14 protein-coding genes are annotated in these 14229 nt (G+C 67.1%); 10 read left to right on the top strand and 4 right to left on the bottom strand.

Features of this window, described 5'->3' with window-relative positions; all coding sequences use genetic code 11:
- Positions 1–26 precede the first annotated feature (26 nt).
- Positions 27–1244 (bottom strand): ROK family transcriptional regulator, encoded by a 1218-nt coding sequence (locus IEW19_RS10845; RefSeq protein ID WP_188571639.1) that lies wholly within the window; start codon positions 1242–1244, stop codon positions 27–29.
- Positions 1245–1438: 194 nt separating this feature from the next.
- On the opposite strand from IEW19_RS10845, the gene IEW19_RS10840 reads away from it, so the two are divergent.
- The 10 genes from IEW19_RS10840 to IEW19_RS10795 all read left to right on the top strand — a co-directional run bounded on the left by IEW19_RS10840 (position 1439) and on the right by IEW19_RS10795 (position 11748).
- Complete coding sequence (locus IEW19_RS10840; protein WP_188571638.1) at positions 1439–2536, top strand: Gfo/Idh/MocA family protein; 1098 nt, start codon at positions 1439–1441, stop codon at positions 2534–2536.
- A complete protein-coding gene (locus tag IEW19_RS10835; RefSeq protein WP_188571637.1) occupies positions 2533–3357 on the top strand; it encodes a hypothetical protein in 825 nt (274 codons plus the stop codon). Before IEW19_RS10840 ends, IEW19_RS10835 begins: the two co-directional genes overlap by 4 nt.
- 112 nt (positions 3358–3469) lie before the next feature.
- Positions 3470–4798 (top strand): ABC transporter substrate-binding protein, encoded by a 1329-nt coding sequence (locus IEW19_RS10830; protein ID WP_188571636.1) that lies wholly within the window; start codon positions 3470–3472, stop codon positions 4796–4798.
- Positions 4799–4810: 12 nt separating this feature from the next.
- Positions 4811–5773 (top strand): carbohydrate ABC transporter permease, encoded by a 963-nt coding sequence (locus IEW19_RS10825; RefSeq protein ID WP_188571635.1) that lies wholly within the window; start codon positions 4811–4813, stop codon positions 5771–5773.
- Positions 5773–6663, top strand: coding sequence for a carbohydrate ABC transporter permease (locus tag IEW19_RS10820; RefSeq protein ID WP_188571634.1), 891 nt, complete (start codon positions 5773–5775; stop codon positions 6661–6663). The genes IEW19_RS10825 and IEW19_RS10820 overlap by 1 nt, the downstream gene beginning before the upstream one ends.
- Before the next feature lie 58 nt (positions 6664–6721).
- Complete coding sequence (locus IEW19_RS10815; protein ID WP_188571633.1) at positions 6722–7474, top strand: sugar phosphate isomerase/epimerase family protein; 753 nt, start codon at positions 6722–6724, stop codon at positions 7472–7474.
- A complete protein-coding gene (locus IEW19_RS10810; RefSeq protein ID WP_188571632.1) occupies positions 7471–8598 on the top strand; it encodes a Gfo/Idh/MocA family protein in 1128 nt (375 codons plus the stop codon). The genes IEW19_RS10815 and IEW19_RS10810 overlap by 4 nt, the downstream gene beginning before the upstream one ends.
- Positions 8599–8642: 44 nt before the next feature.
- Complete coding sequence (locus IEW19_RS10805; RefSeq protein ID WP_188571631.1) at positions 8643–9809, top strand: Gfo/Idh/MocA family protein; 1167 nt, start codon at positions 8643–8645, stop codon at positions 9807–9809.
- A 40-nt stretch (positions 9810–9849) separates the two neighbouring features.
- Positions 9850–10851, top strand: a complete 1002-nt coding sequence (locus tag IEW19_RS10800) for a sugar phosphate isomerase/epimerase family protein (RefSeq protein WP_188571630.1) — start codon at positions 9850–9852, stop codon at positions 10849–10851.
- 9 nt (positions 10852–10860) lie between these two features.
- Positions 10861–11748, top strand: coding sequence for a TolB family protein (locus IEW19_RS10795; protein ID WP_188571629.1), 888 nt, complete (start codon positions 10861–10863; stop codon positions 11746–11748).
- 19 nt (positions 11749–11767) lie between these two features.
- Here IEW19_RS10795 and IEW19_RS10790 read toward each other — a convergent pair whose 3' ends face one another.
- The 3 genes from IEW19_RS10790 to IEW19_RS10780 all read right to left on the bottom strand — a co-directional run bounded on the left by IEW19_RS10790 (position 11768) and on the right by IEW19_RS10780 (position 14218).
- Entirely contained in the window at positions 11768–12637 is an 870-nt protein-coding gene (locus IEW19_RS10790; protein WP_188571628.1) for a glycosyltransferase family 2 protein, read from the bottom strand.
- Positions 12638–12866: 229 nt separating this feature from the next.
- Positions 12867–13232, bottom strand: a complete 366-nt coding sequence (locus IEW19_RS10785; RefSeq protein WP_188571627.1) for a hypothetical protein — start codon at positions 13230–13232, stop codon at positions 12867–12869.
- A gap of 86 nt (positions 13233–13318) precedes the next feature.
- A complete protein-coding gene (locus IEW19_RS10780; RefSeq protein WP_188571626.1) occupies positions 13319–14218 on the bottom strand; it encodes an SDR family oxidoreductase in 900 nt (299 codons plus the stop codon).
- Positions 14219–14229 lie beyond the last annotated feature (11 nt).

Genomic DNA, 14229 nt, shown 5'->3' with positions numbered 1-14229 from the left:
GGGGGTGGCGCCGGCAGCCTCCGGCGTCACCCGGCGATTGCGCCTGCGAGCGTGGCTTCGATGATTGCCGGCGAGAGGACGTATTGGGTGACCAGCTTGCTTGCGCCCAGGACGGCCGCGTGGCCGGCGGCCCGCGAGACGTTGATGCGCAGGTGCGAGGTGGCCAGGGGCGGGGAACGCCGGTACACCACCTCACGGATGCCGGCCACCAGGTGCTCCCCCGTCTCGCCGAGGCTGCCGCCCACCACGATGACGGACGGATTGAGCAGGTTGACCACGGTGGCCAGCACCTCACCGATGTCCCGGCCGGCCTGGCGCAGCGCCTGAATGGCCTGCAGGTTGCCGTCGGCGGCGAGCCGGAGCACGTCCGCGCCCTTTTCCACTTCCAGTCCCTGGTCACGCAGGGAACGCACGACGGCGGGCCCGGACGCCAGCGCTTCCAGGCACCCGTAGTTGCCGCAGGCACACAGGACGTCCCCACCGCGCGCCACCTGCACGTGCCCCAGGTCGCCCGCCGTGCCGTTGGCGCCGCGCTGCAGTTCGCCGTTGCTGATGATGCCGGAACCGATGCCCGTGGCCACCTTCACGAAGAAGAAGTTGTTGTGCTCGGGCCAATGGGCTGACTGCTCCCCCAGCGCCATGATGTTCACATCGTTGTCCACCAGCACGTGGACGGGCAGGGACCGCTGGACGTAGCTGACCACATCGAAGCCGTCCCACCCGGGCATGATGGGCGGCTTCACGGGCTTGCCGGTGTCGTGTTCCACCGGGCCGGGCAGGCCGATGCCAATCCCGGCGAGTTCGGCAACGCTTCGTCCCGCCGACGCCAGCAGGGCCTTGCCCAGCGCAACCACCTGGTCCAGCACCGCTTCCGGCCCGTCGGCCACCCGCTGCGCCAGCCGGTGTTCGGCAAGGACCTTCCCACTGAGGTCGGTGACCGCAACGATGACGTGCGTGGCGCCCACGTCCACGGCCAGCACGAGGCGGGCGGATGGGTTGAAGGCAAAGCGCGACGGCGGCCTGCCGCCGCTGGACAGGGCCTCACCTGCGGGGCCCACCAGGCCGGACAGCATCAGGGCGTCGATCCGTGAGGCCACGGTTGATCGGGCCAACCCCGTACTCAGGGCGAGCTCGGCACGGGTGCGGGCTTTGCCGTCGCGCAGCAGCTGGAAGAGGTCTCCGGCACGCGACAGGCTGCCGACCTCCGAGTCTTTTGCGGCCTGCCTGCCCATGGCTTGAGTCATGCATAAGTCATAACACTCTTACTTAGTGCTGTCATCACAGCAGAAGAATGACGCGCAACAAACAACTTTTGCTTGACGCGTGGCAAAAGTAGCTCTACGTTGTGACTCAAGGCACATCTGCCGGGCCGATGGAAGACATCAGCCGCGATGATCCCCAGGTACTCCAGAGTCCGCTTACAAAGAGGTAATTGAACTTGTCCCACCACACAGCGCCAGCAGACCGGCCCCTCGGCGTCGGCATCCTCGGTGCCGGACCCGTCACCCAGGCCATCCACCTTCCGGCCCTGGCCCGCCTCCGGGACATCCTGGAAGTTCGGCACATCATGGATGTGGATCCCGCCGTGGCCTCCTCCGTGGCGGCGCGCGTGGGTGCCACTTCCAGCACCAGCATGGACGCCCTGCTCGGCGATCACGACGTGGACATCGTGGCGATCTGCAGCCCACACCAGTTCCATGCGGACCAGGTCATCGCCGCCTGCCGGGCCGGCAAGAAAGCCGTCCTCTGCGAAAAGCCCTTTGCAATGAACGCCGGGGAAGCCACCCGCATCTCTGCAGTCAGCACCGAAACCGGCGTGCCGATCGTCGTGGGGGCCATGCACACGTTCGATCCCGGTTGGCTCGCAGCAGAACAGAACTGGGGCGATCTTCCGGAGCAGGTGCACACCATCCGCTCCTCCATCGTGCTGCCGCCCAACGCCCGCTTCGAGGACTTCGCAACCGAAATCGTCACCCGCCCGGCCACGGGCCGGCCCGACTACTCGGACATCGACGTCATCAAAGCCGCACTCCAGGGCGGGATCATGGGCCTGGCGATCCACGATCTTCCCCTGGTGCGCCGGTTCACGCCGGACTTTGCTGACATCGAAGTCCTCCAGGTCTCCCACATCCGCCCCTTCGGCTACTCCGTCTCCCTCCGCACCCCAACACGGGTCATCGAACTGCGGGCCGTCATGAACGGCACGTGGAAGCCCGAATGGACGTTCGAGGCCATCGCTGATGATTCCGCGCTCCGCATCGACTTCACGCCGTCCTACGTCCAGGCCGGCTCCGCCGTCGCCACCTTCACCTGTGGCAACGGCAGCGAAACCACCATTTTCGGCCCCTACGGGCACAACGGCTACGAGGGCGAATGGCGCGAACTGGCGGAACTCGCCAGGGGAACCCGCCAGGCGCCCTCCGCGCAAACCCTGATCGACGACCTCACCTTTGCCCTCGCCATCGCCGACGCAACCGTGGCAAGCGCCGCGGCAGGACACCCAGATGCCGCAGAAAAAGCAGGAGTTTCGGCATGAGCGCCCATTACACCGTTTCGGCAACCCCCGACGCCCGGGAAGCCGGGGCGGTCACCCAGACCGTGGCGTCGCTGCCCGCAACCTTCGGCCCCGCCCCGGCCGGCCACCCGGGCACGGCTGACGTGCTGGTGATCGCGGGCGGCCCCGGCTGGACCGCTGAGGCCTGCAGCGCCGTCTCGGCAGGTGCCCGCGGCATCGTGGTGGCCAACCCGGTCCCCGAGGACACCACGGAACTGGCCGCAGCGGCAGACGCCGCAGGGACCGCCGTCGTGCTGGACCTGCGCTGGGCCTCCAACCCTGCGCTGGTTGGCGAAACTCCCGACGCCCGGGAGGCTGTTCGCAGCGCCTTGGGCACCGCATCACTGCTGGACAGCGTGGCGACGGCGGGGCCCGGCACCGATCCGCGGCGGCTCCTGGGCGAGCACCTCGCCGCGCTGCTTGCCGTCACCGGAGCGCTCGACGGCGTGGGCGTCCTCCGCAGCGACGCGACCGGGTACACGGTGAGCGGCAGGCTGGCCAACGGTGCCCCGTTCACCGCCCAGGGCGTGCTCACCGCCGCCCGTCGATCCGGCGTCGACATCCGCCTCTACACGGCCGACGGCGGCGTGGCCATCCAGGTGCCCGATCCGGACGCCGCCTGGCCTGCCGAAGTCCGGGTGACGGGTACCCACGGCGAACTTTTCCTTCCCACGCTCTACGAATCCGCCCACCGGTCTGCGTGGCGGCGGCTGAAGGACCATCTCAGCGCCGGCACCCGCCCGGACGACCTGGCCGGGTTCGCCCGGCTGACCGACCTCTACGCAACCCTCGCTGCCACGTAACCAGTCCCACCGATACGCAACCAAACCAAAAGTCAGTCCCACCTCCACTCTCGACGATGAGCAGGACCGCACCCACGGCGCACCGCGCTTGCCGGTCCCGAAAGGACACATCATGAACGCAACTTCCGAACAGCGCCGCTCCTTCTCCCGGCGCGGTTTCCTGGGCCTGACGGCGGCAGCTGCCGCAGCACCCCTTCTCGCGGCCTGCGGCGGCGGCTCGGCCAGCCAGGGAGGCGGCGGAGGCGGCGCGGGCGGGACCATCAAGTTCTGGGATATGCCCTGGGCAACGCCGGCCTACAACGACGCAGCCAAGAGCGTCGCAGAGGGCTTCTCCGGTGCCAACGGGGCCAAGGCGAGCTACCAGATCATCCAGTGGAACAACTTCTACCAGACCTTCTCCTCGGCGATCGCCTCAAAGACGGGCCCGGCCGTCTCCACGGGCGGCGGCTTCCAGGCGTTCCAGTTCGAGCAGCAGGGCCAGATCGCCTATGCCGACAAGGTGATCGAGAAGCTGAAGGCGAACGGGCAGTTCGATGACTTCCTGCCCGGCGCCCTGGACCCGTTCAAGTCTTCCAAGGGTTATGTGGCGGTCCCGTGGCAGCTGGACATGCGCGTCTTCTGGTACCGCAAGTCCCTGTTTGAGAAGGCAAACGTGGCCCTGCCCACGGACTGGCCGTCCCTGCTGGAAGCAGGCAAGGCCCTGAAGAAGGTCGGCGCATTCGGGTTCACCACCGGTGCGGGCGCAGGCAACAACTACGCCAACCACTCCATGATCATGATGATGGTCAACAACGGCGGCGGCGTCTGGAACAAGGACGGCGAGCTGGACCTGATGAACGACCGCAACGTCGAAGCCATGGAGTTCGTCCTGGAACTCGTGTCCAACGGCATCATCGATCCCGCCGCGGTCAGCTACACCACGGACAACATGTCTGCACAATGGAAGGACGGAAAAGCAGGCTACGGCCTGTTCCAGGTGAACGTCCCGCAGCGCGTCGGCGACACCTCGGGAGACCTCCTGGTGGCTGACCCCATCAAGGGCCCGCACGGCGACAAGGCCACCATCGTGTTCCCGAACAACATCATGATGTACACCAACACCCCGTCCCAGGACGCCTCAGAGGAGTTCCTGGTGTACTACCTGGGCCAGCTCAAGCAGCTGTGGCAGAAGAAGCTCATGTCCGCCCTGCCCGTCTTCAAGTCGATCACGGAGATGCCCGAGTTCGCGAACGACCCCAACAACGTCAAGATCGTCAAGGACTGGCAGCCCATCGCCAAGACCTTCGCCGCCCAGGGCAGCACGCTGAACGCCAACCTCGCCGCGCTCGACGGCGGCCAGGCACTGAACCAGTTCAGCCAGACCATGATCACCGGGAAGGCCGACGCCAAGACTGCCCTGCAGACTTTCCAGTCAGGCCTCGAATCGGTCCTGAAGAAGTAGAACGGACCGGTCATGTCCAGCGCCACCACCCAGTCCGGCCTGGCCCGGGCCCGCCGCGGGGTTGCCCCCGGCGGGCCCGGGACCCTCCCGGGCAAACGCAAGAGCAAGCTCTCTGCCCAGGCCACCAGGACGTTCTTCTGGCTCCTGCTTCCCTCCGTGGTCCTGCTCGTCCTGATCCACGGCTACCCGCTGATCTATGCGGCGGTCCAGGCAACCCACGACGGCGACCTGCTCCAGACCGGCAACTTCGTGGGCGTGCAGAACTTCACCACGGTCCTGACCTCACCGGCGTTTTGGAAGGCCGCCCAGTTCACGCTGTGGTTCACCATCGTGGGCGTCTTCGGCTCCTGGCTCGTAGGCCTGGGCCTGGCCCTGCTCCTGCGCACCAAGATCCCGGCCGGCGGTACCTTCAAGGTCCTGCTGCTCCTGCCCTGGGTGGTGCCCATCGTAGTGTCCTCCACCGCCTGGAACTGGCTCGTGGCCACCCCGGACAGCCTGATCCCGTCGCTGTTCCGCAACCTGGGCCTGGGCACGCCGCTGTTCCTGGCCGATCCCACCCTGGCCTCCATCACGGTCATGGTGTTCAAGGTCTGGGTCAGCTTCCCGTTCATGATGATGATGATCTCCGCCGCCCTGGCCTCGGTGGACACCACCGTCTACGAGGCAGCCAGCATGGACGGTGCCAGCCGCTGGCAGCAGTTCACCCAGATCACCCTGCCGCTGATTGCCCGCTCCACCTACATCAGCTGGATCCTGATGACCATCTTCTGCGTCAACGACTTCCCCACCATCTATCTGTTGACCGGCGGCGGCCCGGTCAACGCCACCACCTCCCTGGTGGTCCTGGCCTACCGGACCGTGTTCCAGGACTTCGCCACCGGCCCCGGCGTGGCCATCGCCTTCCTCATGACCATGACCCTGGTGGTCATCTCGGTCATCCTGTACCGCCAGATCCGAAAGTCGAGCGTCGAATAATGAGCGCAGTCCTTCACGCCCATCCCGAATCCGGCCCGTCACTGGGCGTCGCTGCCGGCAACCGGCGCAAGGCCCTCTCCGAAGCCGGCATGCGGGGCCGCTGGTGGCGCTTCGTGGTGATCCTCATCATCACCGCAATCGTCCTGGTACCCATCATGGTCACCGTCCTGCTGGCCTTCACACCAGGGCCGAACAGCACCGCCACCGGCCTGACCCTGGAAAACCTCAGCAACGTCTTTTCCAAGACCCTTGCCGCTACATGGCTGAAGAACAGCCTGGTCACCACGCTTTCCACCGTGGTGGTCTCCGTGGCCGTGGCCGCGCCCGCCGGCTACGTCCTCTCCCGCGGCCGCAGCAAGGCGGTCTCCGGATATTCCCTGCTGCTGTTCGTGATGCAGTCCCTGCCCATCATCACGTCAGTGGTGCCGCTGTTCATCCTTTTCGCCGGCATGGGCCTGGTGGACAACCTCCTGGGCCTGACCATCATCTACCTCGGCTCCACCATGACGGTGGCCACGTGGATGATGGCCGCGTACTTCGACTCCATCCCCATGAGCCTGGAGGAGGCCTCCTGGATCGACGGCTGCTCCGTGTTCGGGTCCTTCACCAAGGTGGTCCTCCGGAACTCCCTTCCGGGCGTCCTCTCCACCGCGATCTTCGCTTTCCTCCTGGCCTGGAACGACTACCTCGTGGCCATCGTGTTCCTGCGGTCGAATGAAATCTTCACACTCCCCATGGGCGTGCAGTCCTTCTTCCAGCAGAACGCAACGGACTGGACCTCCGTCATGGCCCTGGCCGTGGTCATGATGCTCCCGCCCGTCATCGTCTTCGCCACATTGAACAAGTACTTCAGCGTGGGCGGCATCGGCGGCTCCCTCGCCGGACGCTAAGCCCAGGCCGCTGGCCCAGTCCGCTTTCGATCACTACAGAACCGCTTAAGGAAAACCCATGTCCTACTCACTGCAGCTTTACACCCTCCGCAATGCCATCGCCGAGGATCTTCCGGGCACCATCAAGAAGGTGGCGGAGATCGGCTACACCCAGGTTGAGCCCTACAACTTCGTGGCCACGGCCAAGGAACTGGGCGCGGCCCTGAAGGAGAACGGCATCACCGCGCCGACCGGCCACGCGCCCCTGATGAGCCAGGACCAGGACGAAATCTTCGCCGCAGCCAAGGAACTGGGCATCGCCACGGTCATTGACCCGTTCCTGCCTGCCGAGCACTGGCAGAAGGCCGAAGACATCCAGGCCACCGCCGCAAAGCTCAATGCCGCCGCCAAAAAAGGTGCGGAGTACGGCATCCGCGTCGGCTACCACAACCACGCGTGGGAACTGGAGTCCACCATCGAGGGCCGCACCGCCCTGGAGTACTTCGAGTCCCTGCTGGATCCCGAACTGGTCCTGGAAGTGGACACCTACTGGGCGGCCGTCGGCGGCCAGGACCCCGTGGAACTCCTCGCCAGGCTGGGGGACCGGGTGAAATTCATCCACATCAAGGACGGCCCCCTGAACAAGGACAACAAGGCCCAGCAGCCGGCGGGCAAGGGCAGCGTCCCGGTCATGGACGTTATTGCTGCCGCGAAGTCGCTGGAGGTGGGCGTGGTGGAGTTCGATGACTACGCCGGCGACATCTTCGAGGGCATCGCCCAGTCCCTGGCCTTCCTGGAGAACAACACTGCCGCCGAAGGAGCCAACGCATGAGCACCCCCGCAGCCAAGCCGTCCCGCAGCGGCCCGGTCGGCGTCGGCGTCATTGGCGCCGGCGTAATCAGCAAGCAGTACCTGGACAACCTCACCGCTTTCCCGGACCTCAAGGTCCACGTCATTGCCGACCTCTTCGAGGAAGCCGCCGAGGCCCGTGCCAAGGAGTACGGCATCCCCGAGTGGGGCGGGGTGGACAAGGCGCTGAACCACCCCGACGTCGAAATCATCGTCAACCTCACCATCCCCGCCGCCCACGTGGAAGTGGCCACCGCGGCCGTCAACGCGGGCAAGCACGTCTGGACGGAAAAGCCGTTCTCCCTGGACCGGGAGTCCGGGCTGGGCCTGCTCAAGACCGCCGACGCAGCCGGCATCCGCCTGGGCTGCGCGCCGGACACCTTCCTTGGCGCCGGGATCCAGACCGCCCTGCGCCTGATCCAGCGCGGCGACATCGGCACCCCGCTGACGGCCATGACCATGTTCCAGACCCCCGGCCCGGAGTCGTGGCACCCGAACCCTGCGTTCCTGTTCCAGCACGGCGCCGGACCGCTGTTCGACATGGGGCCGTACTACCTCACCGCGCTGGTCCAGGCCTTCGGCTCCATCCGCAAGGTGGCCGCCGTCGGATCCAAGGCCAAGGACGTGCGGGTGATCGGTTCGGGCCCCAAGGCCGGCGAGGAGTTCACCGTCGAGGTGCCCACCCACGTCTCGGCGATGGCACAGTTCGAGTCCGGGGCCTCCTCGCACAGCGTCTTCTCGTTCGAGTCCCCGCGCACCCGCATGGGATTCGTGGAAATCACCGGCACCGAAGCCACCCTCTCGCTGCCCGACCCCAACTACTTCACCGGCGACATCAAGCTCTGGCGTGCCGGCGACGAGGACTGGACCGACGTCCCCGCCACGGGGCCAGCCAACGGCCGCGGCATGGGCGTCCTGGACATGGCCCGCTCCATCCGCGCCGGCCTTCCGCACCGTGCCACGGGTGAACTGGCCTACCACGTCCTGGACACGATGGTCTCCATCTCGGAGTCCGTCGATTCGGGCACGTTCGTCGACGTCGAAAGCTCGGCCCCGGCCTCCCATGCCCTCCCCGAGGACTGGGCGCCGGAAACCGCCACCCTCTAATCCAGCACGTAATCCAGCAAGCAGGAAGCACGCAGGAACGCATCATGACCGCACCCGCACACCCGTCAGAACCCCCGGCCTCCCGCCCGTTGGGCGTAGCCGCCATTGGCTACGCCTTCATGGGCAAGGCCCACTCCAACGCGTGGCGGAATGTGGCCAGCTTCTTCGACGTCCCGGCCTTCGAGCAGAAGGTCCTCGTTGGCCGGGACGCCGGTGCCGTGGCCGAGGCCGCTGCCAAGTACGGCTGGGCCGAATCAGCAACGGACTGGCGCACGGTGATCACCCGCGATGACATCGACGTGGTGGACATTTGCGCCCCGGGCTGGATGCACGCCGAGATCGCCGTCGCGGCGCTGGAAGCGGGCAAGCACGTGCTGGTGGAAAAGCCGCTGGCCAACACCCTTGCCGAGGCCGAACTCATGACCGCCGCCGCGGCCAAGGCCCGGGCCAAGGGCGTGCAGTCCATGATCGGCTTCAACTACCGCAGGGTCCCGGCCCTGGCTCTGGCAAGGGAACTGATCGCCGAAGGACGCTTGGGCACGGTCCGGCACGTCCGCGCGGCATACCTGCAGGACTGGCTCGCCGACGCCCAGGCACCCATGACCTGGCGGCTGCGGAAGGAAACCGCAGGCTCCGGGGCCCTGGGTGACATCGCCTCCCACGCCATCGACCAGGTCCTCTTCCTCCTGGGCGGCCAGGTCACCGAGGTCAGCGGCCGGCTCCACACGTTCGTGGAGCGCCGCCCCGGCCAGGACAGCATCGAGGACGTAACGGTCGACGACGCCGCCTGGGCCACGCTGTCCCTCACCTCCGGGGCAATCGCCTCGGTGGAGGTCTCCCGGGTGGCCACCGGCAGGAAGAACTCCCTCCAGATCGAGGTCTACGGCGATAAGGGCAGCCTCCTGTTCGATCTCGAAAACCTCAACGAGTTGGGCTTCCTGGACGCCACCCTTCCCGTCCGCGAACAGGGCTTCCGCCGCATCCTGGTGAACGAACCCGAGCACCCGTACCTGGACGCGTGGTGGCCGCAGGGCCACATCATCGGCTGGGAACACACCTTCACCCACCAGGTCCGCGACTTCCTGCTGGCCATCAAGGACGGAACCCAGCCCTCGCCGTCGTTCGAAGAAGGACTCAACGTCCAGTATGTCCTGGACGCCGTGGAGGAATCCGCTGCCAACAAGAGCACCCTCACCGTCGTCCGCCACTAGCATCCGCCACCGGCGCCGCCCATCAGTTAAGGACCCCCACATGCCCCGCCCCTTCACCCTGTTCACCGGCCAGTGGGCCGACCTGCCCTTCGAAGAAGTCGCCAAGCTCGCGTCCGGCTGGGGCTACGACGGCCTGGAAATCGCCGTCTCCGGAGACCATCTGGACGCCTGGCGCTGGGACGAACCCGGCTACGTCGAATCCAAACTCGCAATCCTGGACAAGTACAACCTCAAAGTCTGGGCCATCTCCAACCACCTCACCGGCCAGGCCGTCTGCGATGACCCCATCGACTTCCGCCACCAGGCCATCGTCCGCTCCAAGGTCTGGGGCGACGGCGACCCCGAAGGCGTCCGCCAACGCGCCGCGGAGGAAATGAAACACACCGCCCGGCTCGCCAAGGCCCTCGGCGTGGACACCGTCGTCGGCTTCACCGGCTCCTCCATCTGGCAGTACGTGGCAATGTTCCCGCCCGTCCCCGAAAAAGTCATCGACGCCGGCTACCAGGACTTCGCCGACCGCTGGAACCCCATCCTGGACGTCTTCGACGAAAACGGCGTCCGCTTCGCCCACGAAGTCCACCCCTCCGAAATCGCCTACGACTACTGGACCACCGTCCGCACCCTCGAAGCGATCGGCCACCGCGAGGCGTTCGGCCTGAACTGGGACCCGTCCCACATGATGTGGCAGGGCATCGACCCCGTCTCCTTCATCTGGGACTTCAAGGACCGGATCTACCACGTGGACTGCAAGGACACCAAGGTCCGCCAGACCGGCCGGAACACCGTCATGGGCTCCCACCTGCCCTGGGGTGACCCCCGCCGCGGCTGGGACTTCGTCTCCGCAGGCCGCGGCGACGTCCCCTGGGAAGCGTCCTTCCGGGCGCTGTCCGCCATCGGCTACGACGGCCCCATAAGCATCGAATGGGAAGACGCCGGCATGGACCGCCTCCACGGCGCCCCCGAAGCCCTGGAGGCATTGAAGAAGTACGACTTCCCCGCCTCCCAGACCAGCTTCGACGCCGCGTTCAGCAGCAAGGACTGACCGTCACGCATGCGCACCCTTCAAGCGGGCCAGCAATGCGAGGTCTGGATCGCCTCGTTGACCGGCGAACGGGAGCTGGTTTACTCCACCAGCAGTAGGCTCCTGGAAGCGGCTAACTGGACGCTCGACGGCCGTGCGCTGATCCTCAACGGGGATGGCAGGCTGTGGAGGTTCGACCTGGCGGGCGGTTCCCTCAGCGAGGTTCCGCTCGCCGGCGCCCCGGACCTGAACAACGACCATGTCCTGGATCCGGACGGCACGGCCATTTTCCTGTCGGGTGATGACGGCCATATCTACCGGGCGCCCCTTGCGGGCGGGCAGGCCACCAGGATCACGGGCGACGACGGGTCGTTCCATTTCCTCCACGGCGTCAGTCCCGACGGGCGCCGGCTCGCCTACGTGGACATTGCAGGCGGCGACTTCAGCCAACCCGGCCGGCTCAAGACCGTCCCGGCAGCCGGCGGCCAGCCCGAAGTCGTGGCTGTAGGCGAAGGGCACTGTGACGGGCCGGAATATTCCCCGGACGGAATATGGCTGTACCTCAACACGGAATCATTCACCACGGATCCGGGCCACGCCCAACTTGCCCGGGTTCGCCCGGACGGCAGCCAGTTCGAGCGGCTCGTCAGCAGCACTACCGTTGACTGGTTCCCGCATCTGTCCCCGGACGGCCGCCTGGCCAGCTACGTCCGCTTTCCCTCGGGAACACGGGGCCATCCGGCAGACCTGCCGGTCGACGTCGTGCTTGTTTCAACCCGCGACTGGACCTCGCCGCTCCACACGTGGCCCGTGTTCGGCGGCCAGGGCACGCTCAACGTCAACAGCTGGTCGCCGGATTCCCAGCGCTTCGCCTACGTGGCGTACCCGCTCGACGCGCCCACGGCACGCGGCCACTAAGGGCGCCACGAGGCCCTGGTCAGGCAGGGCCCTCACTCAGGACCACGTCGCGAGCCTCCACCTGCCGGTCCGTGACCGTCGTGGGTGATTCCAGGTGGACCGCCCCGGAGGGCAGGATGCCCGCCCCGCCGCACCGCTCCATGACCTGCCACTGCGCCACGACGTCCTCGCCTGCGTGGTCGGCCGGAAGGCTGCTCCAGAAACGGAACCCGCCGGCGTCGTTAAGTGCCTCCCTGCGGTACAGCACGCAGCCGCCCAGCCACGCCACGCGATAGGGCACCCACTGTCCCGGCCGCAGCGACAGTTCGGCACTGATGTGGCTGAGGTTGGCGGCGCTGTGCAGCGGCCAGCGCTCGAAACCCGGGGCTCCCTGACGGATGCGCTCGGGAGTTACCGGCCCGTCCCAGGCCTCGAAAGTGGCAGTCTGTTCCGGCCTGGGGTCATCCAGGAAGGACAGGCCCTGCGGCGCCATTCCCACAAAACCGCACTGCAGCTCCTCGAGGGCCTGGCTCAGCCGCTCCAGGGCACCCGGCTCCAGCCAGACGTCGTCGTCCAGGAAGAGGCACTGGTCCGCGGTGGACTGGTCCAGCAGGAACTGCCGGTGTTCGGCCAGTCCCCGCCGCGGCAGGTGCCGGAGCAACGAAACCGGCCGTCCCTGCGCCTCCAGTACGCGCACCATCGCCGTGGCAGCAGGGTGCTCCCACGCGGGCTGCCCCGCTGACTGGTCGCTGATGACGACGGCGAACGCGGGTTCATGCTGTGCGGCAAGTCCCGCAAGAGTGACGGCGAGTTCGGCGGGCCGGTTGCACGTGGGCACCAGGACGTCCACCGCCACCGTGTCCGGCCGGTCCTGCTGCCGCGCCCACTGCTCCGAAGATCTGCCGCCCACAGCCCCGCCTCCCTGGTGTCGATATCGGCGCCGGGGCAGCACGAAGTCCCTTGCTGCTGCCTGTTCCGGCGATTTGGTTTCGCTTGTTCCGTACCCAGCCGGGCGTCATGTATGCCGGCTGCGCGGTCCGGAGGCGTGGGTCCACGGGATGGGGACCCAGGAACGGCGAAGGCCCCCGCTTCGGCTGCCGGCCGGGCAGTGGAAACGGGGGCCTGTAAGTCGGGATGCCTTATCCGGCGTCGAAGCTCTCGTCGTCGTCATTGGGCGATTCCTCCTGCGGAAGGTCGTTTCCGCTGCCGTCCGGGATGCCCGTGGCTTCCTGGCCTGACTCCGAGGAAACCGGCGCCGACCCCTGGGAATCGTCATTGGACTCATCGATTTCGGCGGCGCTGGAGGGGAGGTCCATGTCGTGGGCGACCGGGTCCTGGCCCGTTCCCGACTGCGGTTCGTTGGTGTCGGCGCCACCCGACGACGCGCCGCCGCTGGACTGCTGGCCCTGGCCGCCCTGGGTCCCGGCCGCTTCCTGCTCGGCGGTGGGGGTGCCGTAGCCGCCCGGGGCGGTCTCGGGTTCAGCCTGCTGGTTTTCCTGCGTCATGCTTCCTCCTGTTGTGCGTTGCCGATGTTGCTGGTCTTGTGATTCTGCCTTGACTGTCCTGCGTTGTCCTGCGCAGGCGGCCCCGCCTAAAGCCCCTTGCCGCCGGTGACCGGAAGGACTGCGCCGGAAATGTACGAGCCGTCCTCCGAAGCGAGCAGCACGTAGGCCGCGGCGAGCTCCGCCGGCTGCCCCGCCCGCCCCAGCGGAGTGTCCTGTCCAAAGGAGGGAAGCTTGTCCGGCCACTCGGTGGCGGGAATCAATGGGGTCCAGATGGGCCCCGGTGCCACCGCATTGACACGGATCCCCTTGGGGCCGAGCTCCTGGGCCAGGGCCTTTGTGAATGCTACCTGCGCCGCCTTGGTCATAGCGTAGTCGATGAGCCCCGGCGAAGGGTTGAAGGCCTGGATGGAGGCCGTGGTGATGATCGAGGCGCCGGCTTTGAGGTGCGGTACGGCTGCACGCGCGGACCACAGCAGCGAGTACAGGTTGGTGCGGAAGACCCGGTCGAACTCCTCGGTGGGGAGGGTTTCCAGGCTCTCGCGGTTCTTCTGGTAGGCGGCGTTCAGCACCAGGACATCGAGACGGCCGAATTCGGAGACGGCCTCCTCCACGATGCGGGTACTGAACTCCTCTTCCCGCCCGTCACCGGGAAACAGCAGGGCCCGGCGACCGGTTTTCCGGATCCACTCTGCGGTGTCCTGCGCGTCGTCTTCCTCCTCCGGCAGGTAGGAGATGGCGACGTCGGCCCCTTCCCGGGCGAAGGCGATCGCCGCAGCTTTGCCGATCCCGGAGTCGCCGCCGGTGATTAGTGCTGCCTTGCCTTCGAGCTTGCCGTGCCCCTCGTAGCTGAGCTCCCCGTGGTCCGGCTTGGGATCCATGGGCGCGGTGAGCCCGGGCTGCTTCTGTTCCTGCTCCGGGAACGGACCGGAGTGGTAGCCGCCTCGCGGATCCCTTGGCTGGTCCGTTTGCTTTTCCGTGTCGCTCATCGTCCGCCTGC

Source organism: Arthrobacter liuii (assembly GCF_014639275.1).
Taxonomy (GTDB): domain Bacteria; phylum Actinomycetota; class Actinomycetes; order Actinomycetales; family Micrococcaceae; genus Arthrobacter; species Arthrobacter liuii.
This window is presented reverse-complemented; position numbering and strand designations above follow the sequence as displayed.

Coding starts and splice junctions, on each gene's coding strand:
- IEW19_RS10810 (WP_188571632.1), top strand. CDS start 7,471: ATGAGCACCCCCGCAGCCAAGCCGTCCCGCAGCGGCCCGGTCGGCGTC.
- IEW19_RS10815 (WP_188571633.1), top strand. CDS start 6,722: ATGTCCTACTCACTGCAGCTTTACACCCTCCGCAATGCCATCGCCGAG.
- IEW19_RS10800 (WP_188571630.1), top strand. CDS start 9,850: ATGCCCCGCCCCTTCACCCTGTTCACCGGCCAGTGGGCCGACCTGCCC.
- IEW19_RS10780 (WP_188571626.1), bottom strand. CDS start 14,218: ATGAGCGACACGGAAAAGCAAACGGACCAGCCAAGGGATCCGCGAGGC.
- IEW19_RS10845 (WP_188571639.1), bottom strand. CDS start 1,244: ATGACTCAAGCCATGGGCAGGCAGGCCGCAAAAGACTCGGAGGTCGGC.
- IEW19_RS10820 (WP_188571634.1), top strand. CDS start 5,773: ATGAGCGCAGTCCTTCACGCCCATCCCGAATCCGGCCCGTCACTGGGC.
- IEW19_RS10830 (WP_188571636.1), top strand. CDS start 3,470: ATGAACGCAACTTCCGAACAGCGCCGCTCCTTCTCCCGGCGCGGTTTC.
- IEW19_RS10835 (WP_188571637.1), top strand. CDS start 2,533: ATGAGCGCCCATTACACCGTTTCGGCAACCCCCGACGCCCGGGAAGCC.
- IEW19_RS10825 (WP_188571635.1), top strand. CDS start 4,811: ATGTCCAGCGCCACCACCCAGTCCGGCCTGGCCCGGGCCCGCCGCGGG.
- IEW19_RS10805 (WP_188571631.1), top strand. CDS start 8,643: ATGACCGCACCCGCACACCCGTCAGAACCCCCGGCCTCCCGCCCGTTG.
- IEW19_RS10785 (WP_188571627.1), bottom strand. CDS start 13,232: ATGACGCAGGAAAACCAGCAGGCTGAACCCGAGACCGCCCCGGGCGGC.
- IEW19_RS10795 (WP_188571629.1), top strand. CDS start 10,861: ATGCGCACCCTTCAAGCGGGCCAGCAATGCGAGGTCTGGATCGCCTCG.